Annotated in this window: 21 protein-coding genes; 6 read left to right on the top strand and 15 right to left on the bottom strand. The window is 54.6% G+C overall.

Annotated features, from left to right (window positions below; translation table 11 throughout):
- From tsaE to ahcY, 3 genes are all read right to left on the bottom strand, one after another.
- Positions 1-432 carry a tRNA (adenosine(37)-N6)-threonylcarbamoyltransferase complex ATPase subunit type 1 TsaE gene (gene tsaE, locus HEQ18_RS03030; RefSeq protein ID WP_432815459.1) on the bottom strand — a complete coding sequence of 144 codons (432 nt, stop codon included), beginning with the start codon at positions 430-432 and terminating at the stop codon, positions 1-3.
- On the bottom strand, positions 429-2,741 hold the full coding sequence (locus HEQ18_RS03025) for a PAS-domain containing protein (protein ID WP_432815458.1): 2,313 nt from the start codon (positions 2,739-2,741) through the stop codon (positions 429-431). The genes tsaE and HEQ18_RS03025 overlap by 4 nt, the downstream gene beginning before the upstream one ends.
- A 162-nt stretch (positions 2,742-2,903) precedes the next feature.
- Positions 2,904-4,298, bottom strand: a complete 1,395-nt coding sequence (ahcY, locus tag HEQ18_RS03020) for an adenosylhomocysteinase (RefSeq protein ID WP_296199192.1) — start codon at positions 4,296-4,298, stop codon at positions 2,904-2,906.
- A 376-nt stretch (positions 4,299-4,674) separates the two neighbouring features.
- On the opposite strand from ahcY, the gene HEQ18_RS03015 reads away from it, so the two are divergent.
- From HEQ18_RS03015 to HEQ18_RS03005, 3 genes are all read left to right on the top strand, one after another.
- Positions 4,675-5,154 (top strand): peroxiredoxin, encoded by a 480-nt coding sequence (locus HEQ18_RS03015; RefSeq protein ID WP_397580273.1) that lies wholly within the window; start codon positions 4,675-4,677, stop codon positions 5,152-5,154.
- A 93-nt stretch (positions 5,155-5,247) separates the two neighbouring features.
- On the top strand, positions 5,248-6,693 hold the full coding sequence (locus HEQ18_RS03010; protein ID WP_397604804.1) for an AMP nucleosidase: 1,446 nt from the start codon (positions 5,248-5,250) through the stop codon (positions 6,691-6,693).
- Positions 6,694-6,761: 68 nt separating this feature from the next.
- Positions 6,762-7,190, top strand: coding sequence for a hypothetical protein (locus tag HEQ18_RS03005; protein WP_432815457.1), 429 nt, complete (start codon positions 6,762-6,764; stop codon positions 7,188-7,190).
- A gap of 48 nt (positions 7,191-7,238) precedes the next feature.
- Here the strand turns inward: HEQ18_RS03005 and HEQ18_RS03000 are convergent, their stop codons facing one another.
- The 4 genes from HEQ18_RS03000 to HEQ18_RS02985 are packed head-to-tail and all read right to left on the bottom strand — an operon-like array spanning position 7,239 to position 11,024.
- Positions 7,239-9,113 (bottom strand): M2 family metallopeptidase, encoded by a 1,875-nt coding sequence (locus tag HEQ18_RS03000; RefSeq protein WP_432815456.1) that lies wholly within the window; start codon positions 9,111-9,113, stop codon positions 7,239-7,241.
- 54 nt (positions 9,114-9,167) lie between these two features.
- On the bottom strand, positions 9,168-9,698 hold the full coding sequence (locus HEQ18_RS02995) for a hypothetical protein (protein ID WP_432815455.1): 531 nt from the start codon (positions 9,696-9,698) through the stop codon (positions 9,168-9,170).
- 7 nt (positions 9,699-9,705) lie between these two features.
- Positions 9,706-10,269 (bottom strand): GNAT family N-acetyltransferase, encoded by a 564-nt coding sequence (locus HEQ18_RS02990; protein WP_432815454.1) that lies wholly within the window; start codon positions 10,267-10,269, stop codon positions 9,706-9,708.
- Complete coding sequence (locus tag HEQ18_RS02985) at positions 10,266-11,024, bottom strand: alpha/beta fold hydrolase (RefSeq protein ID WP_397606528.1); 759 nt, start codon at positions 11,022-11,024, stop codon at positions 10,266-10,268. Before HEQ18_RS02985 ends, HEQ18_RS02990 begins: the two co-directional genes overlap by 4 nt.
- 145 nt (positions 11,025-11,169) lie before the next feature.
- Here HEQ18_RS02985 and HEQ18_RS02980 point away from each other — a divergent pair, with 145 nt between their 5' ends.
- The 3 genes from HEQ18_RS02980 to HEQ18_RS02970 are packed head-to-tail and all read left to right on the top strand — an operon-like array spanning position 11,170 to position 14,180.
- On the top strand, positions 11,170-11,610 hold the full coding sequence (locus tag HEQ18_RS02980; RefSeq protein ID WP_432815453.1) for a MarR family winged helix-turn-helix transcriptional regulator: 441 nt from the start codon (positions 11,170-11,172) through the stop codon (positions 11,608-11,610).
- Entirely contained in the window at positions 11,603-12,649 is a 1,047-nt protein-coding gene (locus HEQ18_RS02975; RefSeq protein WP_432815452.1) for an HlyD family secretion protein, read from the top strand. Before HEQ18_RS02980 ends, HEQ18_RS02975 begins: the two co-directional genes overlap by 8 nt.
- Positions 12,624-14,180, top strand: a complete 1,557-nt coding sequence (locus HEQ18_RS02970; protein ID WP_432815451.1) for a DHA2 family efflux MFS transporter permease subunit — start codon at positions 12,624-12,626, stop codon at positions 14,178-14,180. Before HEQ18_RS02975 ends, HEQ18_RS02970 begins: the two co-directional genes overlap by 26 nt.
- A gap of 3 nt (positions 14,181-14,183) precedes the next feature.
- Here HEQ18_RS02970 and HEQ18_RS02965 read toward each other — a convergent pair whose 3' ends face one another.
- The 8 genes from HEQ18_RS02965 to rpsP all read right to left on the bottom strand — a co-directional run bounded on the left by HEQ18_RS02965 (position 14,184) and on the right by rpsP (position 19,882).
- Positions 14,184-14,837: a 2-hydroxychromene-2-carboxylate isomerase gene (locus HEQ18_RS02965; RefSeq protein ID WP_432815450.1), complete on the bottom strand. Its 654-nt coding sequence runs from the start codon at positions 14,835-14,837 to the stop codon at positions 14,184-14,186.
- 3 nt (positions 14,838-14,840) lie between these two features.
- The gene (locus HEQ18_RS02960; protein WP_296199172.1) at positions 14,841-15,866 is read right to left on the bottom strand and encodes an aspartate-semialdehyde dehydrogenase; all 1,026 of its coding nucleotides are present in this window, start codon (positions 15,864-15,866) and stop codon (positions 14,841-14,843) included.
- A gap of 274 nt (positions 15,867-16,140) precedes the next feature.
- Positions 16,141-16,533 carry a 50S ribosomal protein L19 gene (rplS, locus tag HEQ18_RS02955; RefSeq protein WP_125230085.1) on the bottom strand — a complete coding sequence of 131 codons (393 nt, stop codon included), beginning with the start codon at positions 16,531-16,533 and terminating at the stop codon, positions 16,141-16,143.
- A gap of 7 nt (positions 16,534-16,540) precedes the next feature.
- Positions 16,541-17,242, bottom strand: a complete 702-nt coding sequence (gene trmD / locus HEQ18_RS02950) for a tRNA (guanosine(37)-N1)-methyltransferase TrmD (protein ID WP_432815948.1) — start codon at positions 17,240-17,242, stop codon at positions 16,541-16,543.
- A gap of 768 nt (positions 17,243-18,010) precedes the next feature.
- Positions 18,011-18,400: a type II toxin-antitoxin system VapC family toxin gene (locus tag HEQ18_RS02945; protein ID WP_296201607.1), complete on the bottom strand. Its 390-nt coding sequence runs from the start codon at positions 18,398-18,400 to the stop codon at positions 18,011-18,013.
- Positions 18,401-18,670, bottom strand: coding sequence for an antitoxin (locus HEQ18_RS02940; RefSeq protein ID WP_432815449.1), 270 nt, complete (start codon positions 18,668-18,670; stop codon positions 18,401-18,403). It lies immediately after the preceding gene.
- 30 nt (positions 18,671-18,700) lie between these two features.
- Complete coding sequence (gene rimM, locus HEQ18_RS02935; RefSeq protein ID WP_432815448.1) at positions 18,701-19,219, bottom strand: ribosome maturation factor RimM; 519 nt, start codon at positions 19,217-19,219, stop codon at positions 18,701-18,703.
- A gap of 102 nt (positions 19,220-19,321) precedes the next feature.
- Entirely contained in the window at positions 19,322-19,882 is a 561-nt protein-coding gene (gene rpsP / locus HEQ18_RS02930) for a 30S ribosomal protein S16 (protein WP_432815447.1), read from the bottom strand.

Below are 19,882 nucleotides of genomic sequence, written 5' to 3'. Positions count from 1 at the left end.
TTAATTACGTGTGTCATCATCATCCATTTTCAAAGTCACTATTCGGCTTCCGTCCGCTTGCGGTGCTATGTCTATACTGTGGCTTGGCACCACATAGGCTGAACCAAAGCGTTCGGCCCACTCAACGAGCGTGATACGTTCGCTGCGTTCGTCCGCAAGCCCCAGTTCGTCCAGTTCGTCAGCATCATCGAGGCGATACAAATCGACATGGGCAACGGCAACCAAAACATCTGGCGGTTCGTAGCTGTGAACGATGGCGTAAGACGGGCTGGCGACTTCGCCTTCATAACCAAGGCCCGCCAATATCCCTGCGCACAACACGGTTTTGCCAGCACCAAGCGGGCCGTTGATCGCGACCCAGTCTGAACGCTTTAAATTTTTAGCGAGCGAATGGCCAAAGGCGCGCATATCCTCGTCGGTTGCAATGATCATGTCTTCGGTAGCGCCATGATGATTGTGGTTCCCTCTCCTTGTGCAGAGTGCACATGGAAAGTGCCACCATGCGATTCGATTATCTGCCGTGCCAAGGGCAAACCAAGCCCGCGGGTCATGGCGCCGACAGCGCTGAAGCTACCTGTGGGCACGCTGTCAGGCGAGAGACGCTGAACATCGATACTGTCAATGCCCGGGCCGTTATCGGATACGACAAGTTCAAGTACGTCGTTTTGCCAACGCGCCAAGAACAACACTTCGCCAGCCTGACGTTGGTAACGAATGGCATTGTCCAGCACCAGGCCGACCGCCTGTGCAATGCGTTTGGGATCGAGCGACATGCCTCCCTTGGCCTCGCCGCACTCCACCTTTAACATCACGCCACTTGCCTCTGCCATCTGCGTCTTGGCCGCAGCAATGTGTTCCACCAGAGCTGGAACATCAACGTCTTCAAACGCGAGCGGTAAGGCACCTGCCTCAATCTGACTATAGTCGAGCACGGTGTTGATTTGTTCTGAAAGACGGTCGGCCGATTGGACGATCGCGTCGACATATTCTATCGCTTGCGGAGACAAATCGCCTGCAATCCCCGCCTTTAGCATGTCCGCAAAACCGCTGATCGACGTCAACGGCGTGCGGAATTCATAGCTCATATTGGCCAAGAACTTGCCCTTGATCGCATCTGCATCCTGCAAAGCGCTATTCCGATCGCGCAAGGCTTGCTCTATTTTTAACGTGTCGGACATGTCGAGCATGGTGAACAGCGTGTTGCCGTCGGGCAGCGGTATAGTCGCGACTTGGAACATGCGGCCATCGGCGAAGACGGCCTTACTCTGGCGCTGCGCACGATTGGACGAAGTCATCCGGATCAGTTCGCCAAGGACTGTTATCTGTGTGGGTTTTTTCAGATGCCCCGCCAACAAAGGCAAAAGTTCATCTAAGCGGGGATGTTTGATCAGTTGATCATCGGACAATTTCCACGTTTCCGCAAATAGCCGGTTCCAGATACTTAACCGACCATCGGCCGAAAAAACTGCAATCGCTTCAAACAGATTATCAAAGGTCGCTGTCCGCACGCGCAGCAAGATATCGCGCGCGCTCGCCAGTTGCGCCTGTTCGGTGCGGTCTTCAAAAATCATAAGCAGCCCCCCATAAGGGATTGGCTGCGCCAAAACGCGCAAATGTGTGCCGTCGGGAAGGAGCCAGTTTTCTTCGGTTGGATCGGACGCGCGAAACCACTCCTCACGCTCTTTACGCCACGCCGGGAAATCACGGACTTCAGGTAGTTTGCCATTTTCACGCATGCGGTCCAACACGCGCGCAAATTCGGGCTTTTCCGAAAGCCATTGGTCACGAAAAGAGAACAGACCTTGAAATGGCAGATTTGCAAAAGTAAGCCCATGGCGGCCATCAAATTGCGCAACGCCCGCGGACATCAGGTTCAAAAGATCGCGTTGCGCCTCCGACAATTCACGCACTTCTGATTTTGTGTCGACTAGATCCTGAACATCAATCGCAAGTCCGGCGACGCCCGACGCGCCCAATGGGATATCAAACACGCGCAACTGACGGCGTTCCCCGTTCAACGTCGCTGAAACTACACGCTCTTTTTGCGTATTCTCAGCAGCGGCTTCGGCTGCGTAATCGGCGGCGCTTCGGCCATTTTCAGGTTCAAGTAATTCAACGCCATCGTCGACCACTTGCAGCCCATCAATCGCACCCACGGCTTCAACATAAGCATGGTTCACAAAATGCAGGTTCATGTCTGGTCGTCGGTGCCACATGGGAATGGGGGCAGCTTCAATCAGGCCAGCCAATGCCGAAAATGCCGAACGCGCTTCTTCAGATTCGCGCGTCCGCCGCTCCAGTTCGCGCAAATTTTCGGTGGAATCAAAAAACCATAATAATGCTGCTCCATTGGGGTAGATGACATTGTCCGCAATATTGCCAATGACCGTCAGCCTCCGGTTGGACCCTTCGATGGCCAAGTGCAGTGTGAAGCCCTTCCCCGTGCGCTGCGTTTCGCGCACCTTAGCTTCAAGTTCGGCCAAGTCCTTTTGCGCCAGGCCGGCATTGTCACGTTCGCCAAGTTCCGCAAGTGAACCGGCAGGTTCGTCCAAGCCAAGCATTCGCACGAACCGTTCGGTCGCCTCTATCCTGCCATCATCTTTTACCACCACAGGGAAAGCTGGAGCCGTTTCCAAAAGGCGACCAAGACGCATGGACCGGCGCAGCACTTTTGCCGCTTGGTTGCGCATCGACAGCCCCATCCAAATAGCGACAGCGGCTCCTATTAGCCAAAGCGCCATCAAAATTCCTATAAGTGCAATGGGCAGGCCAGTGCCTGTCATCGTCATGTGCCCTTTATGTTTCCACAGATATGCTAATGCCCAAATGCGCAGCGCACGCAACGAAAAAAGCCTGCTACGTTTCCGCAGCAGGCTTTCTTTTCGTCACAAACTGAAATGTGATTAATAGCGATAATGGTCTGGCTTGAATGGCCCCTCGGTCGAGACGCCGATATATCCAGCTTGCTTGTCGGTCAGCTTGGTCAACTTCACGCCGAGCTTTTCGAGATGAAGCGTCGCGACCTTCTCATCGAGATGCTTTGGCAGGACATAGACTTGGTTTTTATAATTGTCGCCGTTGGTCCAAAGCTCAATTTGCGCGAGCACTTGGTTGGTAAAGCTTGCCGACATCACAAAACTTGGATGTCCGGTTGCACAACCAAGGTTTACCAAGCGGCCTTTCGCAAGGACGATGATCTGCTTTCCGTCTGGGAACTGAACGAGATCGGTTCCTGGCTTCACTTCGGTCCAGCTATAGTTTGATAAAGCTGCGATTTGAATTTCACTGTCAAAGTGACCGATGTTGCACACAATACTCATGGGCTTCATGTTCATCATATGCTCAGCCGTGATAACGTCGGCATTGCCCGTTGCTGTGCAGAAGATATCCGCGCGTTGCACGGCCTCTTCCATGGTCACAACTTCGAAACCTTCCATTGCGGCCTGCAATGCGCAGATTGGATCGACCTCCGTGACCATCACGCGCGCGCCGCCGTTGCGGAGCGATTGAGCCGAGCCCTTGCCAACGTCCCCAAAGCCAGCGACGCATGCGACTTTACCGGCGAGCATGACGTCGGTGGCGCGACGAATCGCGTCCACGAGCGATTCCTTGCAACCGTAAAGATTGTCGAACTTTGACTTGGTAACGCTGTCATTGACGTTGATTGCGGGAAACGGCAGTTCGCCCTTCTTCGCGATTTCGTACAAGCGGTGAACGCCCGTGGTGGTTTCTTCCGAAACGCCCTTCAAATTCTTGACCGTTTGCGTTAGATAACCCGGCTTCTTGGCAACAAATGCCTTCAACGCGCGCTGGAATTCGACTTCTTCTTCATTCTCCGGCTCACCAAAGCTTTCGCCGCGCTCAAGCCTTGCGCCCCACAACGCAAACATCGTGGCGTCGCCACCGTCGTCGAGGATGATGTTCGCAGTGGTGTCGTCACCCCAATCGAAGATGCGGCCGACATAATCCCAGTAATCCGCTAGACTTTCGCCCTTGACAGCAAACACCGGAATGTCCTGCGCAGCAATGGCGGCGGCGGCATGATCTTGTGTCGAGAAAATGTTGCAAGTCGCCCAACGCACATCAGCGCCAAGCGCCGTCAGCGTTTCGATAAGAACTGCGGTTTGGATCGTCATATGCAACGAACCGACAATGCGCGCACCCTTCAAAGGTTGCGACGAACCAAATTCTTCGCGCAACGCCATAAGGCCGGGCATTTCGGTTTCGGCAATGTTTATTTCTTTACGGCCAAAATCGGCCTCGCCTATATCGGCAATGACATAATCGTTAAAAGCCACAGGCTTATTCTCCGGGAGGTTTCAGATAACCCGGCCCATAGCTACGGATTTCCCGGAAATCAAATATAAAGATTGCTTTATATGCCTTTCCAATGGGGTGCTTTGTCAGAAACGCAACGCTTTCCCTTGTCATCAACATGGGTCAAATCCGAAGGACGCCAAAATGGCTTCGATCTCGAAACAAAATGCCCTTGCAGGCAAAATAACTGCCTGCGGCGGCCATTTTCCTTCGATATCTTTGCCATTTTGACGCCGCGAAGGTGGATTTAAGTGGTCCTGACCCTAAAACAAGCGCCGTTAATCATAGCACACTTGACTTAGCAAGGCGCGTCCCGGATGAAGCGGCAACTCTCTCTCTTGCTAAAGGAAATTTCTCATGAGCATCTCTGTTGGCGACAAAATCCCTGACGTCAAACTGGTCAAGGCAACTGCCGAAGGCCCTCAACCCGTTCAGTCTGCCGAATATTTCGCCGGACGCCGCGTCGCATTATTCTCCGTGCCGGGCGCCTTCACACCAACATGCTCGGCACGCCACCTTCCCGGCTTCGTTGAAAAGGCAGACGAACTTGCCGCCAAGGGCATTGACGAAATTGCTTGCACCGCGGTCAACGATGCCTTTGTTTTGGGTGCTTGGAACAAGTCGGGCGGTTCGGACGCAATCACCATGCTCGCCGACGGAAATGGCGATTTCGCTGCTGCGCTCGGTCTAGAAATGGACGGCAGCGCATTTGGCATGGGCAAGCGCGGGCAACGCTTCTCGCTCGTCGTCAACGATGGCATCGTTGAGCAAGTTAATGTCGAAGCGCCTGGCGATTTCAACGTAAGTTCAGCTGAATATATGCTCGGGCAGTTGTAATTTTTAGGTAGATATAGCGAAACTATATGGGAAAGGGAGGGATTACCCTCCCTTTTTTGTTGCCAAATTCATAAAATTCGGTGAAGCATGATTATGCCTAGTACACACGCTCAAAACATCATTAATCAACTCGTTACCGAATATGAATCTTCGGTTAAAAGACTTCAATCGGCGCTTGCGGCTTATTTGAAGGATAGGGTTCCCCCAAGTGCAGAGCAGCGCGCAAGCAATGACTTCTGTTATCCCGAACTCATCATCACTTATGCCGGCAAGACGCGCGAGACCAAGTCTAACCTCGCATTTGGCAAGCTGGAGAAGATCGGCACGTTTCGGACCACCTTCACCAAGCCCGACCTTTTTGCCGATTATATTGGCGCGCAGCTCGACCTTTTGAATGAGCAATATGAACTCGAGATTTCAGTTGGCCGCAGTCGCCAAGAAATCCCCTTTCCTTATGTTCTGGATGGTTCGGTCGATCTTGAGCTTGGGACCGTTAGCCCGAACGAGCTTGCGCGCCATTTCCCCACGACGGAGTTGGCAGATATTGGCGATGAAATCGCCGATGGTCTTCTGCGCGTAAAGGGCAACAGCAGTTCACCACTCGCTTTGTTTGATGGTCTCCGCACCGATTTTTCATTGGCCCGGTTGCGCCACTATACGGGCGCGCCTGCGGAGCATGTGCAGCATTATATCCTGTTCACCAATTACCACCGTTATGTCGATGAATTCGTCAGTTGGGCATGCAAGCAGGTCGGCAAGGGCCGCTATACCGCATTGTCAGGCGCTGGTGGCCTATATGTGGATCAACCAACAGATAATGCAGCGCAGCTTGTCGCAGACAGCACATGGCGTCGACACCAGATGCCGGCCTATCATCTGATCGCTCCGGACCGTTCGGGTATCACCTTGGTGAATATTGGCGTCGGTCCGTCCAATGCCAAAACGATTTGCGACCATTTGGCGGTGCTACGGCCCGAAGCGTGGTTGATGATTGGCCATTGCGGCGGCCTACGTGAGACTCAGCGGATTGGCGATTATGTCCTCGCCCATGCCTATTTGCGTGATGACCATATCTTGGACGAAGTTCTGCCGCCTGAAATTCCCATTCCGCCCATTGCCGAAGTGCAACAAGCCTTGGCAAGCGCAGCGGAGGACGTATCCGGAGCCAGCGGTGCAGATCTGAAACGGCGGATGCGGACAGGCACCGTTGTGACCACCGACGACCGAAATTGGGAATTGCGCTATTCCGCCTCCGCGCTTCGTTTCTCGCAAAGCCGCGCGATTGCCATCGACATGGAGTCGGCGACGATTGCGGCGCAGGGCTATCGTTTCCGCGTACCATATGGCACATTATTATGTGTTTCGGACAAACCGCTGCACGGCGAGATTAAATTACCCGGTCAAGCAAACCGTTTTTACGAAGAGGCGATCGCCGCACATTTACAGATCGGCATTCAAACATGCGAGTTGCTTCGCGAGGCCGGGAATAGCTTACACAGCCGCAAGTTACGCGCATTCAACGAACCACCATTCCGATAAGCACACGGGAACCAACTTCAATCCAAACGATTAACAACATTGCATTACAACCCAAGGAGGAACGGATTATGCCAAGAAAGTCCGAAAAAAATGGTGTGTTCAGCAAGCTTTTGGCCACAATGCGCGATCTGTCCGATGCCCTTTCGGGTAAGGCGCGATCTGCGGCAGAGACTGCGACTACCACCGCAAAGTCAGCCGTAGATTCCGCCTCCAGTGCCGCCGTCACCGCAGGCACAGTCATTAAGGAAAATCCCGGCAAGTCCGCCGCTGTGGCTGGCGCAGTTATCGCAACCGCCGCAGCCGCCGTCGCCGGTAAGAAGGTATATGACCGCAAAACCGCGAGCAGCGCAAAGCCCGCTGCGAAAAAACCGGCTGCGAAGAAACCAGTGGCCAAGCCTGCTGCAAAGCCTGTCGCCGCTGCAAAGCCTGCACCGCGGGCAAAGCCAGCGGTGAAGAAGGCCGCACCGGCGAAGCCCGCAGCAAAACCAACAGCCTAAATTCCGCAATGTAAACGGCCCCGCCATTTGCGGCGGGGCTATTTTTGTTTACCAGCCCTTTTTCACGCCCTTATTTTGCGTCTTGAGCCAAGTCATCAACGGCGCAAAATATTCAAGCATTGGTTTGCCTGACATTTCGCGCGTGCCGGTAAATGCCTGAAGCGCATCTGGCCAAGGCTTCGACGCCCCCATTTCGAGCATTGCGTTCAGCCGTGCTCCAACGTCCTTGTTGCCATAGAACGAACAACGGTGCAGCGGTCCCTTCCATCCTGAAATATCGCAAGCGGCCTTGTAAAACTGGAACTGCAATATGCGGGCAAGGAAATAGCGTGTATACGGCGTGTTACCGGGGATATGATATTTGGCCCCAGCATCAAAACGGTCGGCCGGGCGTTCCACGGGCGGAATAATACCCTGATATTGCAGGCGCAAATCGGTCCAGCCTTTGTTGTAGTTAGTAGGCGCGATTGATCCGTTGAATACGCCCCAACGCCATTTGTCGATCAGCAAGCCAAATGGCAGGAACGCGACCTTGTCCATCGCTTGACGCAGCAACAGGCCATTGTCCTTGTCCGCGCCGGGGACCTTGGCCGGATCCAGCAAGCCGATCTGGACAAGATAATTTGGCGTAATCGACAAAGCGATGGCGTCGCCAATCGCCTCGTGGAAACCATCATTGGCACCATTCAAATATAGATAAGGCTGCTTGTTATAAGCGCGCTGATAATAATTGTGCCCAAGTTCATGGTGGATAGTCACAAAGTCGTCGGTGTTGACCTTGATGCACATTTTGATACGCAGATCATCGACATTGTCTACATTCCAAGCCGAGGCGTGGCAGACGACTTCGCGATCGGCAGGTTTGATAAACTGCGCGCGATCCCAAAAACTTTTTGGCAATGGCGCAAAGCCAAGCGATGAGAAAAAGCCTTCGCCAATCTTCACCATATCTTTTTCGGCCTTGCCACGATTCTCACTGAAATCCGCCATGTCGGTTTGCTTATACCCCTTGGCCACCAACAACTCGCCAATGTCATAACCGATGTCGCCCGCTCCAGGAGGCGCGACAACGTCATAAATATTCCCCCATTCCTGCGCCCACATATTACCAAGCAAATCTGCGCGGATTGGTCCGGTTTTGGACTGAACGGCATCGCCATATTTTTTGTTCAACTGCGTGCGGACATAAGTGTGCAGCTCGTCATATAATGGCTTTACCTCAAGCCATAATTTGTCGGTCAGCTTGGCAAAATCATCGGCTGGCATATCATAGCCAGACCGCCACATTGCGCCGACGTCCGCATAGCCAAGCTCGGTTGCGCCTTGATTGGCGATTTCCACCATGCGCGTGTAATCCGGCCCCATTGGCGCGCCGACATTGTCATGCCAGCTTTCCCACATCTCCTTCAGCTCTTCAGGATTGCGGTTCGATCCCATCTCGGCTTCAATATCCGAACCGTTGATTTCCTTACCGCGTAATGTGCCCCGGCCCTTGCCATAAGCGGACTGCAATTTGGTTGATATGGTCGCAAGTTCCGCCGCTGCACCCGGCGTGGTCGGCGCGGGCAAGACTATGCCGCCGCGCAAGATATCAAGCTTGCGCTTTGTATCAAAAGACAGGCCGGCAAGCGCCTGATATTTGGCTGCCTCAAGTGCGTACGCAACCGCCTTTTCTGTTCCGATTTCGCCGTAACGCGCGGCGATAGCGTCGGTGTCATCGGTAAGGTAAGTTGAATTAATCCAGGCGACACGGCCCCCTTCGATGGAGAAGTTAAAAAGGTCCTTTTCGGCGCGGGCAACAAACGCATCGGCATCAGATGCCGTGGGTGCATCTGCGGTTGCCGGAACATCCTGCGCCATGGCGATGCCCGGAACACAAAGCGTGGCGAATGCCAAAGCGGCAATGGATACAAGATTTTTCATATTGGGTTCCTGACAGACATTAGGGCGCGATGGTGAAGCGTTAGGTCTACCCCGTCAAGGCGCGCGGCGTTTCCAGCTTCGAATGGCCAAGCCGACGAGCACACCGAAGAATGTCACCAAAAACAATATCGTTTTTATCGGCCGAGCCGCAGCCGCCACACTTGCAAGCATATCATGCCCGCCGGTAAACGCTGCCTGAATAAGCTGGCTAATGGTCTCAGCATAATCGGCAATGGCAAAACCCACGGCTGCGACCATGATGACCTTACCAAGCCGAGCAACCATAAGGTGCGGCGACGCGGCAAGCATCCGCCCGCCTGCAAAAGCGCCCCAAGCATAAACCGCGATAAAGATGAGGTCCAATTCCATGCTGTAAATGGCGAGGTCCATCACACCCGATGCGGCCCAGCCCGCGTGGATGATGTCAACGCGCGCCGCATTTCCGGCTGCCTGATGGTCGCTCATGCCCAATGGCGCGGCTTCGGTGACCAGCCAGACATTCACCACGACCATCGCCGCAAGCAACAATATGCCGGACAGCCAAAACGTCCAGAAACGCCTTTCCAGAGCAGTTTCCTTGCGCATGGCTACCTTAGAGCTCCAAAGATGCCGCCAACGCCCCTGAAAGGGCGTCCTCGCGCGTCAGATGATAGCTTGTATAGTCATGCACCTGCCCGCCGTGATGGCGCTTGTGTTCTCGCACTAACGTAGCGCCCAATCGCTCCACCGCAGTGCGCGATCGGACATTGTCTGCGCCGACCTGAAACACAACAATGCGCACAAATTGGAATATATGCCTTAGCATCAGCGCCTTCACTTCGCGATTGATGCCCGTCCGCCAATATGCGGTCGCAAAGAAGGTCCAGCCGATTTCTATTTCTTCGGTTGTTGGATCGTAACCGGAAAAGCGCGTGCTGCCGATGATTTCGTGTGTCGCGCGGTCCAAAATGGCAAAGGCGCCCTGCGATGCCATGGCATCGGCAAAGAAGCCGTCAAAGACCTCCCTTTTGTACCGATCACGAAACGGATGCATCGCCCAAATTTCCGGATCAGACGCTACGGCATAGAGCGCGTCATAATCCGTCGTCACTAACGGCCGCAGCATGACGCGTTCGCCCGTCAATACCGGCTGAATATCAAAATGGGGGGGCGTCACCAGCGGTCACCCGTCAGCGCCGCGACAAAGGCCTGCCCAAGCTCTGGCTTGGTTACCGCGCTCATATGATTGCCCGGCACCGTAAATAGTTTCCCATGTTGCAAAAGCGCCGCGAGGTCGGCCGCAGAGCCATTATCGTCATCTTGTTCACCGCATATAACAGCAACGGGCAGGGTCCATCTGGCAATCACTGCCGCATCTGTATCGACAAAACTATCCAAAATTTGCCGCAATGCCGCCGGGTCACCGCCAGTGGTTTTCAGGAAGGCCTCGGCCATCCATGCGGACGAACCCTTTTCATGCTGCCCCAAATTGTCAAAGACATTCCGAAAATACGTCCCACGGTTTACGGTCTGAGTCAGGCCTTCCAGCCCCATGCCTGAGATAACGGCCCTATCGGGCGCGGCCCCGCGCGCCAGCATCCGCGATACTGTTCGCCCGCCAAGCGAATAACCGCCAAGATCATAATCCGTGATATCCAAATGCCCAAGCAGCGCAAATTGGTCATCTGCCAAAATATCGCGTGGATAATATTTGGGATCATGGGGTTTGCCACTTATGCCGTGGGCGCGCAGGTCAGGCATGATGACGCGGTATCCCGCTTGGGCCAACGCAGCAGCATGGCCGTATTTTATCCAGTTGGTGTCGGCTTCGGACATGAAACCATGTATCAGCAATAAAGGCCGCCCCTGCCCCGTCTCGCGCCACGCGATTTCGACCCCGTCGGCGGCTTGGAAACTATTGCATGTGATCATCAGCTACTTCTTTGCTTTTACGAATTTGACCTTAGGTCATCACCTATTGCCACGCGCGTTTCTGTCAGGAAAGTTTTTTCCGGTGATTATACATTCTGCCTGCAATCGCCTTGCTTATAATAAGCATAGCTATTATGTGTAAGGGATGAGTGACGATCTTGGTTTTCTTTTGGGTGATGCCGCACGCTTGCTGCGCCGGTCGTTTGACGAACGGGCGCGCGTCATGGGTGTCACCCGTCCCCAATGGCGCGTGCTTGCATTGTTGAAGCGTTTCGATGGCAGCACGCAAGTAACCGTGGCGGACATGCTTGATGTAGAACCCATCACGCTGGGCCGAATGGTTGACCGGCTGCAGGATGCTGGCTTGGTGGAACGTCGCGCGGATCCAGCAGACCGCCGCAGTTGGCGCTTACATCTAACGCCCGAAGGCGAGCAAAAAATTGAGGCTTTGCGCCCAACCGCACTTGCCCTTTTTGATGATGCACTGGCCGGACTGGATTCGCCCCAACGTTTGGAACTGGAAGCAATGTTGAATATCATTCGCGCGAATCTGACTCGCAAACCTCTTGATGTGTCACATGGCTGACGCCGACCCGCAAATCGACGTCAGAGCCAACGCTCCGGCCAAACCCCGCCGTTTCGTGCGCTTGGCGCTGCTCGGTTCGGTTCCGTTGCTACTCGTCGGCGGTGCGACCGCATATTATATTGCGAACGACCATTATGTATCGACCGATAATGCCTATGTTCAACAGGACAAGGTTTCTATTTCGGCTGAGGTCGGCGGACGCATTATTGATGTGGCTGTTCATGAAAATGATGTCGTCAACGCAGGTGACCTCTTGTTCCGGATTGACCCTGCGCCCTACCGCATTGCCATTGAACAAGCCGACGCAACAATTGCGGCCGCACAAGTCCGCGTATCGTCACTTCAAACAGAATATCAGACAACTGGCGTAGATATCGAAAGTGCGCGAGAAGACGTTGCGTTTTACGAGAAGGAATATCAGCGGCAAAGCGCGCTGATGCAGGACGGTTTTACGACACGCGCCCGTTTGCAGGCGGCTGAACACGCATTGTCGGACGCGCGTAGCCGCGTTGCATCGGCTCAAGCCACCGCAACCAAGGCACGCGCGGCACTCGCCACTGGTCCTGCCGCACCCGGAATCAACCCGGCCATAAAGGCGGGTCAGGCGCAGCGCGAACAGGCGCTTTTGAACCTTTCACGCACTGAAATACGCGCACCCGTCGCTGGGGTTGTGAGCCAAGCCGACCGTTTGCAACCCGGTCAGATGATGGTTCAGGGTCTACCTGGTGTGACCATAGTTGCCAGCAACAAAAGCTGGATTGAGGCAAATTTCAAAGAAACCGATCTTGCCCATATGCGGGTTGGACAGCCTGCGGAAATTACTTTCGATGCGTATCCGGAACTGAAAGTTCGCGGTAAAGTGTCGAGTATTGGCGCCGGGACCGGATCGGAATTTTCTGTGCTGCCAGCGCAAAATGCCAATGGCAATTGGGTGAAGGTAACGCAGCGCGTGCCTGTGCGGATCGCCATTACCGACAAGCCAAAGCGTGCGATGATTGCGGGGCTGTCGGCACATGTCCGCATCGACACCGATAAGTAATCCCCTCGATCAACCGGCCTATCCGGTCAAGAACAAGGCGCTGCTGACGCTTGCCGTCATGGGTGCGACGATTATCCAGATATTGGATTCGACCATCGCCAACGTGGCTATCCCGCACATGCAAACCAGCCTTGGTGCGACGATGGACACCATCACCTGGGTCCTGACCAGCTACATTGTGGCGAGCGCCGTTGCGATGCCTATCACGGGTTGGCTTGCCGACCGCGTCGGTTCGCGCAATCTGTTTCTGGGCGCGGTGGCCGGGTTTATCCTGGCATCTATGCTGTGTGGTATCGCGACGAACCTCTCCGAAATGGTGGTGTTTCGCATACTCCAAGGCGTATGCGCCGCGTTCATCGGTCCGCTTTCCCAAACCATCATGCTCGACATTAACAAGCCGTCGGAGGCACCGCGTGCGATGTCGATCTGGGGTATGGGCATCATGATAGCGCCCATATTGGGCCCGATGATCGGCGGGTGGCTAACCGAAAATTACAACTGGCGCTGGGTATTTTATATCAACTTGCCCATCGGCATCCCCACCATCGCCATATTGTGGTGGCTGCTGCCCTCGCGCCCGATTAACCGGCGCGCACTTGACCGTTTCGGCTTTGCTATGCTGGCGATTGGCTTGGCGACGCTTCAGTTGCTGCTGGATCGTGGGCAGCAAGAAGATTGGCTGCAAAGTTGGGAAATCATTATCGAGCTGCTTGTCGTATTGGCGGCGCTTTGGATGTTTGCCGTCCATCAAATGACAACGCGCCGTCCGATGTTCGAGCGGTTGTTGCTCACCGATCGCAACTTCTTCATTTCGCTGAACATGATGTTGCTGGTGGGCATGATGATGTTCGGTATCTTCGCGCTGTTGCCACCTATGCTCCAGAATCTCTATGGATATAGCGTCTACGACACCGGTGTGCTGCTGGCGCCGCGCGGGGTGGGCATTTTGCTCGCCATGTTCATCGCCGCAAAATTGGCCAAAAAAGTCGATCCGCGTGTCTTGATATGTGTCGGCTTTCTGATGACCGCTGCATCCATGTGGATCATGACCAGCTGGTCCTTGAACATGGATTGGCATTTGATCGTCTATACGGGCCTATTCCAAGGTTTTGGCATGGGCTTAGTTTTCATCCCGCTCAATGGCGTCGCATTTTCCACGCTGCCGATGCGGATGCGGACCGACGGTTCAAGCCTGTTATATTTGTTCCGAAGCTTGGGCGGCAGCTTCGGCATATCTGTCATGACCACAATGCTCGCCCGTAATATGCAGACAAGCCACGAAGATTTGGCATCGCACGTCACGGCATCATCAATGAGCGTAATTGACCCGTCAACGGCGGACAGGTTGGGCGCGCTGGGCGAAACTGCGATGCAGATGGTCAATTTGGAAATCAGCCGGCAGGCCGCCATGATTGCCTATCTCGACGACTTCAAACTGATGATGATCCTATTGATTATCGTTAGCCCGCTGGTTTTCTTTTTGAAACCGGGCAACGCCGCGCCGGGGCAACAACCAGCTATGGCAGACTAACGGCTACGCCACGCGCTTTGTCAGCCCTTTTTGCTCCATGCGCCAAAGCGCCATATCGATACGATCCTGCCCAAAAAAGGGTTCGCCATCGAAAACGAGGGTTGGCACCCCCCAATGCCCCGCCGCCTCAAGTGCGGCTTGGTTGGCGGCGATTTCTGCGTCAAGCGCCTCTGCGTCGCTGATCGCTTCGGCATCCAGCTCTGCCAAATCCAATCCCGCGCGCATTGCAGCACCCGACAAATGGTCGCCCTCATGCCAGTTTTCTGCCCCACCCCAAATCAGCCGTGAGACTTCATCGCAAAAGGCAAGGCTCTTGCCGCGCCGCGTCGCCGCCTGGCCCAACCGGGTCAGGCGAAAAATATAGGGCTGCTCGTCCGCAATCTTGCGTGTCCGCACATCCTGCACAATCGGGTCGGGCCTCGGCGGGCCGAACGGAACGCCATGGAATTGCGCGACGCGGAACATATCGGTAAAGGTATAGCGCAACCAATTTGGATGACTGCGTTCAAAGAAGTCAGGTTCGCGGATGGCGAGCGGATAGACCGGACGCAGGTTGAGCGTCAGGTCATATTCTTCCGAAAGTGCGCGATACCGCCGGGTGGCGAGATAGCTGTAAGGGCTGCGAAACGACCAGAATATATCGGCTTGCAGCCCCATAACTTACCCCTTTTTCAAATGCCGCCGCCCAAGCAATTCGGCAATCTGCACCGCATTTAGTGCAGCCCCTTTACGTAAATTATCGGACACGCACCAGAAGGCAAGGCCATTGTCCACAGTCGGGTCCTCACGCACGCGGCTTACATAAGTCGCATCGTCACCTGCGGCCTCAATCGGGGTCGTATAGCCACCGTCTTCGCGCTTATCGATGAGCATGATGCCTGGGGCCTCACGCAAGATATTCTGCGCGGTTTCCGCCGACATTTCCCGCTCATATTCGATATTCACCGCTTCGCTATGGCCAACAAAGACAGGAACACGCACGCAGGTCGCGGTCAGCTTGATTTTCGGGTCGAGGATTTTCTTGACCTCAACCATCATCTTCCACTCCTCCTTCGTATAGCCATCTTCGAGAAAGCTATCGATGTGCGGGATAACGTTGAACGCGATTTGCTTGGTGAACTTCTTGGCATCGGCGCTGTCGCCGACAAATATGTTGCGGCTCTGTTCGAACAATTCGTCCATGCCTTCTTTGCCCGCGCCAGACACCGACTGGTATGTCGATACGACAACGCGGGTAATCTTGGCGTAATCGTGTAGCGGCTTCAACGCGACGACCAATTGCGCCGTTGAACAGTTCGGGTTGGCGATGATGTTCTTGCGCTTGTAGATATCAATTGCGTCTGGGTTGACCTCAGGCACGATCAAGGGAACATCCGGGTCCATCCGGAAAAGCGAGCTGTTATCGATCACCACGCAGCCAGCAGCAGCGGCAATCGGCGCGTATTTCATGGTCGCTTCCGAACCGATGGCAAAAATCGCCATGTCCCAGCCCGTCCAATCGAAATTCTCGATATTCTGGATCTTGAGCATTTTGTCGGTATCGCCATATTCGATTTCGATACCTTGGCTGCGCGATGATGCCAGCACCGCGACCTCGTCGGCAGGGAATGCGCGTTCGGCCAAGATGTTGACGACTTCGCGGCCCACATTGCCCGTCGCGCCTGCCACTACGATACGATAACCCATGAGATATTCCTTCTTTTGTGTTCCCCAGCGAAGGCTGGGGTCCAGCTATGGCTGAAAGACTTTGTTTAGGTCTGGACCCCGGCCTTCGCCGGGGCACATAAGCAAATCCTTCTTTTGTGTTCCCCAGCGAAGGCTGGGGTCCAACTATGGCTGAAAGACCTCGTTTAAGTCTGGCCCCCGGCCTGCGCCGGGGCACACACAATAAAAAAGGCCGGGCTCTTTGTGGGAGCCCGGCCTTTGGTGTTCGGTTTAAGAACGCTCGGCGGCTCCTGCCTTATTCGGCAGCCTCGGTGGTCTTAATAGGACGCGGGTCACGGCGTTCGGCAATACGTGCCTTCTTACCGGTCAGGCCGCGCAGATAGTAAAGCTTCGCACGACGCACGACGCCCTTACGGACGACTTCGATGCTGTCGATGTTTGGGCTGTACAAAGGGAATACGCGCTCAACGCCCTCACCGAACGACATTTTGCGTACGGTGAAGTTGGAGCCCATGCCCTTGTTCGAACGCGCGATGCACACGCCTTCGTAATTCTGAATACGCGTGCGCTCACCTTCGATGACCTTCACGCCCACCTTGACGGTGTCCCCTGCACGGAACGCAGGAATTTTTTTGTTTTCTGACAAAGCTGCAATAGCTTCGGCTTCGAGTGTTTGGATGAGGTTCATGCCCCATTTAATCCTTATTCTTTTGTCGCACGTCAGAGGCAGGCTGAACCCGGGCGTCTTTGTAACGCCCCCAAAGGTCCGGTCTGCGTAACCGAGTGATTTCCTCCGCCTGTTGTTTCCGCCAAGCAGCTATTTTCGCATGATCCCCCGATCGCAACACTTCAGGGATCATACGCCCTTCCCAATCATTGGGTCGGGTATAGTGCGGATATTCAAGCAATCCTTGTTCAAAGGATTCCTCGTCACCGCTGGAAGACGCGCCCATTACGCCGGGAAGCAGCCGAATGCAAGCGTCTAACAGCATCAACGCCCCGATTTCGCCGCCCGATAGGATGATGTCGCCCATGGAGACTAGCTCGATTTCGGGATGTGCGTCAAAAAGGCGCTCGTCAAAGCCCTCAAACCGGCCACAGAGCACCGTTACGCCGGGGCCTGCCGCAAGTTCACGGATACGCGCCTGCGTGATTGGCTTGCCACGCGGGGTCATGGCAAGGATGGGGACAGTGGGATCATTAGCAACCGCGTGTTCCACCGCCGCCGACAGAATATCCGCGCGCAATACCATCCCCGCCCCGCCGCCTGCTGGTGTATCATCGACGGTACGGTGCTTATCTGTGGCAAAGTCACGGATCTGAATAGGCGCGCAAGACCACTTCCCCTCCTCCAGCGCACGGCCAGCCAAGGATATCCCCAGCGGTCCGGGGAACATTTCAGGGTAAAGCGTGAGAATTTGGGCGTGCCATTTATCTGTCGGTTTGACGACCAACCGGGGCTCGCCTTCGTGATGCTCATAAATTTTTGGATATTCGCCCGCAAACTCTTTCAAGCGATTATGAACTTCATCGTCAGGACCAATTACGAAAAAAACACGCGGCGAGAAGGGCTTTGCCCTGATTGCGCTTACCCTACCCAATTTCAACTCTCGCAAGCGATAGCTAATATTGGATATTTCCAGATGGTGACCGCCCTTTGCGCGCGTTTGATGATGATATACTATTAGCGTGCGTTTGCCACTGGCTAGAGATGAAATTTCTGATAATGTTACGTGCTTCGCGGATTTTCGTTTGCCTGCGTCGTCACGCAGGTCAATGCCGTTATCGGGGTCAACAAACAAGACATCCATTGTCGCAACATCATTCATCAGGTGCGCAAACCATATATCACGATCTTGAAAACGATTTTTGGCTGTCGGAACCTCTGCCCGATGGAAATAGCAGGAACTTCCAATTAGATCCTCAAGTCGGCCTACCGAACGATTACCTGTTTTAACTAGATCAACGAGGCCGTCGAATAACTCTGGCGATACCGGTCTCCAATAGTCGGGCTTATTTAAATAGGAAATATGCCTCCCGTCATCGTTGTGTTTTTCATCTGGATGCAACCACCAACAGACGGCTAGGCGCTTGGCTGGCGAAATAGCCTTCAACAACCCGATTTTCAGGTAATCACCGATGTCACCGGAATATCTGTTTTGCACTCAAACCGTCCAATTCTCAACCTTCAACCCTGGCACGTCGGCGAAATGTTTTTCGTTATTGGTTACCAACACGGCGCCCAGCGCCAGCGCATGGGCCGCAATCAATCGGTCGAAGCTCCGCCTGTTAACGCCAACACGCTGGACGAGCGTCGCATAATGCTCCGCAGCGAGATGGTCGAAATCCATATTGGTGACGATCGTCAAAAATCGTTCGGCTTTTTCCCTATCACCCTCTGGGTCGTTCGATTCTCTCGGCCCGACCAGAAGCTCGGCAGCGGTTATGGCAGAAACGCATAAACCTGATTTGAAGTTGTCTTTGACCCGTTGGCGCGCAATATCGCTGCGGCCATCGACAAAATCGATGCAGATATTGGTGTCGAGAAGATACAATCAAGCCACCGACTTGTAAGATGACTTGTCCCAAACGCGATCATCCTGTTCAATATCTCCTCGGCCATGTTTCATAAAGCCGGGTGACATGCTGCCATATAGGCTCATCAGAACCGCCAACGCCTCAGATTCTTTCCATATCGAAATGCGTCCGCTCTTATGGGGAAGAATGACTACATCGTCACCTTCGACAAACCCCGCACCTTTCGGCAAACGCAGAGCGACAGAGTTGCCGGATTTGAATGTTTTAGTCGTCCATTGCCGCGCCATTGCAACCTCCGTATATCTAGTCAGTATATACTAAATCACGAACGCCGCGTCAATGATGATACGCCCGTCGGCTTGAGCACCCCATTGGGGCACGGCATCTGCGGTCATCGGAACCATGAACTTTTTGCCTGGCTTGCCGTCGGCAGAAGGAGGCATTTGGATTTCAAGGACATCGCTTGCACCGAAATTCTCGACAGCCACGCAGGTGCCGAGGTCAGCGCCGTCGGTGGATACGCATGGCAGGCCCAAAAGGTCGCTATAATAATATTCGCCCTCACCCAATGCTGGCAAGGCTTCGCGCGGGACAGTCAACAATGTGCTGCGTAGTTTTTCTGCTGCGTTGCGGTCGTTGATTTCGGCGAAGCGCGCGATTGCACCGTCTTTGGTCGGGCGGAGCGACTTGACCGTTAGCGCCCCATCATTGAAGCTCTTATAATGTTTCAAGCTGTCCAGACTGTCCGCAAATAGCTTGAGACGGACTTCGCCCGTCACGCCGTGCGCGCCGGAAACGGCGGCAAGCGTGACGACTTGGTCGTTCCCCTCCCGCAAGCGGGAGGGGTTAGGAGTGGGGCTCGCTATAGGCGAGCGATCTGCTTTCGAGGATGGTAGCCCACCCCCGACCCCTCCCGCCTGCGGGAGGGGAGAAGGCATTTAGGCCTCAGCCTTTTCTTCAGTTGCTTCTTCAGCGGCTGGAGCAGTTTCTTCAGCAGCAGGCGCTTCTTCGGCGGCAGATTCAGTTGGTGCAGCTTCTTCTGCTACAGGCGCTTCTTCGGCGGCAGCCTCAGCTGGTGCGGCTTCTTCTACTACAGGTGCTTCTTCGGCGACTACTTCAGGCGCTGGAGCAGCGGCGGCTGCGGCGGCAGCTTCTTCAGCTTCGGCAAGCTTGGTTGCCTTGTCTTCTGCGCGATCCTTGGCTTTCTGGCCTGGCTCACCCTTATTCGGGTTGCTCTTGACCTTACGCTCCTTAACACCAGCGACGTCCAAGAAGCGGGCGACGCGGTCCGATGGCTGTGCACCAGCGGCGAGCCAATGCTTTGCGCGTTCGGCATCGAGGATCATGCGCTCGGCGCTGTCCTTGGGAAGCTGTGGGTTGTAGCTGCCGATACGCTCAATGAACTTCCCATCGCGCGGTGCGCGGGCATCGGCCACGACGATTTTATAATAAGGGCGCTTTTTCGAACCGCCCCGCGACAAACGCATTGATAATGCCAT

Origin of the sequence: Sphingorhabdus sp. (assembly GCF_050921905.1) — a bacterium.
GTDB lineage: Bacteria > Pseudomonadota > Alphaproteobacteria > Sphingomonadales > Sphingomonadaceae > Sphingorhabdus_B.
This window is presented reverse-complemented; position numbering and strand designations above follow the sequence as displayed.

Coding starts and splice junctions, on each gene's coding strand:
- HEQ18_RS03025 (WP_432815458.1), bottom strand. CDS start 2,741: ATGGCGCTTTGGCTAATAGGAGCCGCTGTCGCTATTTGGATGGGGCTG.
- rpsP (WP_432815447.1), bottom strand. CDS start 19,882: ATGGCATTATCAATGCGTTTGTCGCGGGGCGGTTCGAAAAAGCGCCCT.
- HEQ18_RS02975 (WP_432815452.1), top strand. CDS start 11,603: ATGGCTGACGCCGACCCGCAAATCGACGTCAGAGCCAACGCTCCGGCC.
- HEQ18_RS02970 (WP_432815451.1), top strand. CDS start 12,624: ATGTCCGCATCGACACCGATAAGTAATCCCCTCGATCAACCGGCCTAT.
- HEQ18_RS02965 (WP_432815450.1), bottom strand. CDS start 14,837: ATGGGGCTGCAAGCCGATATATTCTGGTCGTTTCGCAGCCCTTACAGC.
- HEQ18_RS03005 (WP_432815457.1), top strand. CDS start 6,762: ATGCCAAGAAAGTCCGAAAAAAATGGTGTGTTCAGCAAGCTTTTGGCC.
- HEQ18_RS02995 (WP_432815455.1), bottom strand. CDS start 9,698: ATGCGCAAGGAAACTGCTCTGGAAAGGCGTTTCTGGACGTTTTGGCTG.
- HEQ18_RS03000 (WP_432815456.1), bottom strand. CDS start 9,113: ATGAAAAATCTTGTATCCATTGCCGCTTTGGCATTCGCCACGCTTTGT.
- HEQ18_RS03015 (WP_397580273.1), top strand. CDS start 4,675: ATGAGCATCTCTGTTGGCGACAAAATCCCTGACGTCAAACTGGTCAAG.
- HEQ18_RS02980 (WP_432815453.1), top strand. CDS start 11,170: ATGAGTGACGATCTTGGTTTTCTTTTGGGTGATGCCGCACGCTTGCTG.
- HEQ18_RS03010 (WP_397604804.1), top strand. CDS start 5,248: ATGCCTAGTACACACGCTCAAAACATCATTAATCAACTCGTTACCGAA.
- tsaE (WP_432815459.1), bottom strand. CDS start 432: ATGATCATTGCAACCGACGAGGATATGCGCGCCTTTGGCCATTCGCTC.
- HEQ18_RS02940 (WP_432815449.1), bottom strand. CDS start 18,670: ATGGCGCGGCAATGGACGACTAAAACATTCAAATCCGGCAACTCTGTC.
- rplS (WP_125230085.1), bottom strand. CDS start 16,533: ATGAACCTCATCCAAACACTCGAAGCCGAAGCTATTGCAGCTTTGTCA.
- HEQ18_RS02960 (WP_296199172.1), bottom strand. CDS start 15,866: ATGGGTTATCGTATCGTAGTGGCAGGCGCGACGGGCAATGTGGGCCGC.
- HEQ18_RS02985 (WP_397606528.1), bottom strand. CDS start 11,024: ATGATCACATGCAATAGTTTCCAAGCCGCCGACGGGGTCGAAATCGCG.
- trmD (WP_432815948.1), bottom strand. CDS start 17,242: ATGTTCCCCGGACCGCTGGGGATATCCTTGGCTGGCCGTGCGCTGGAG.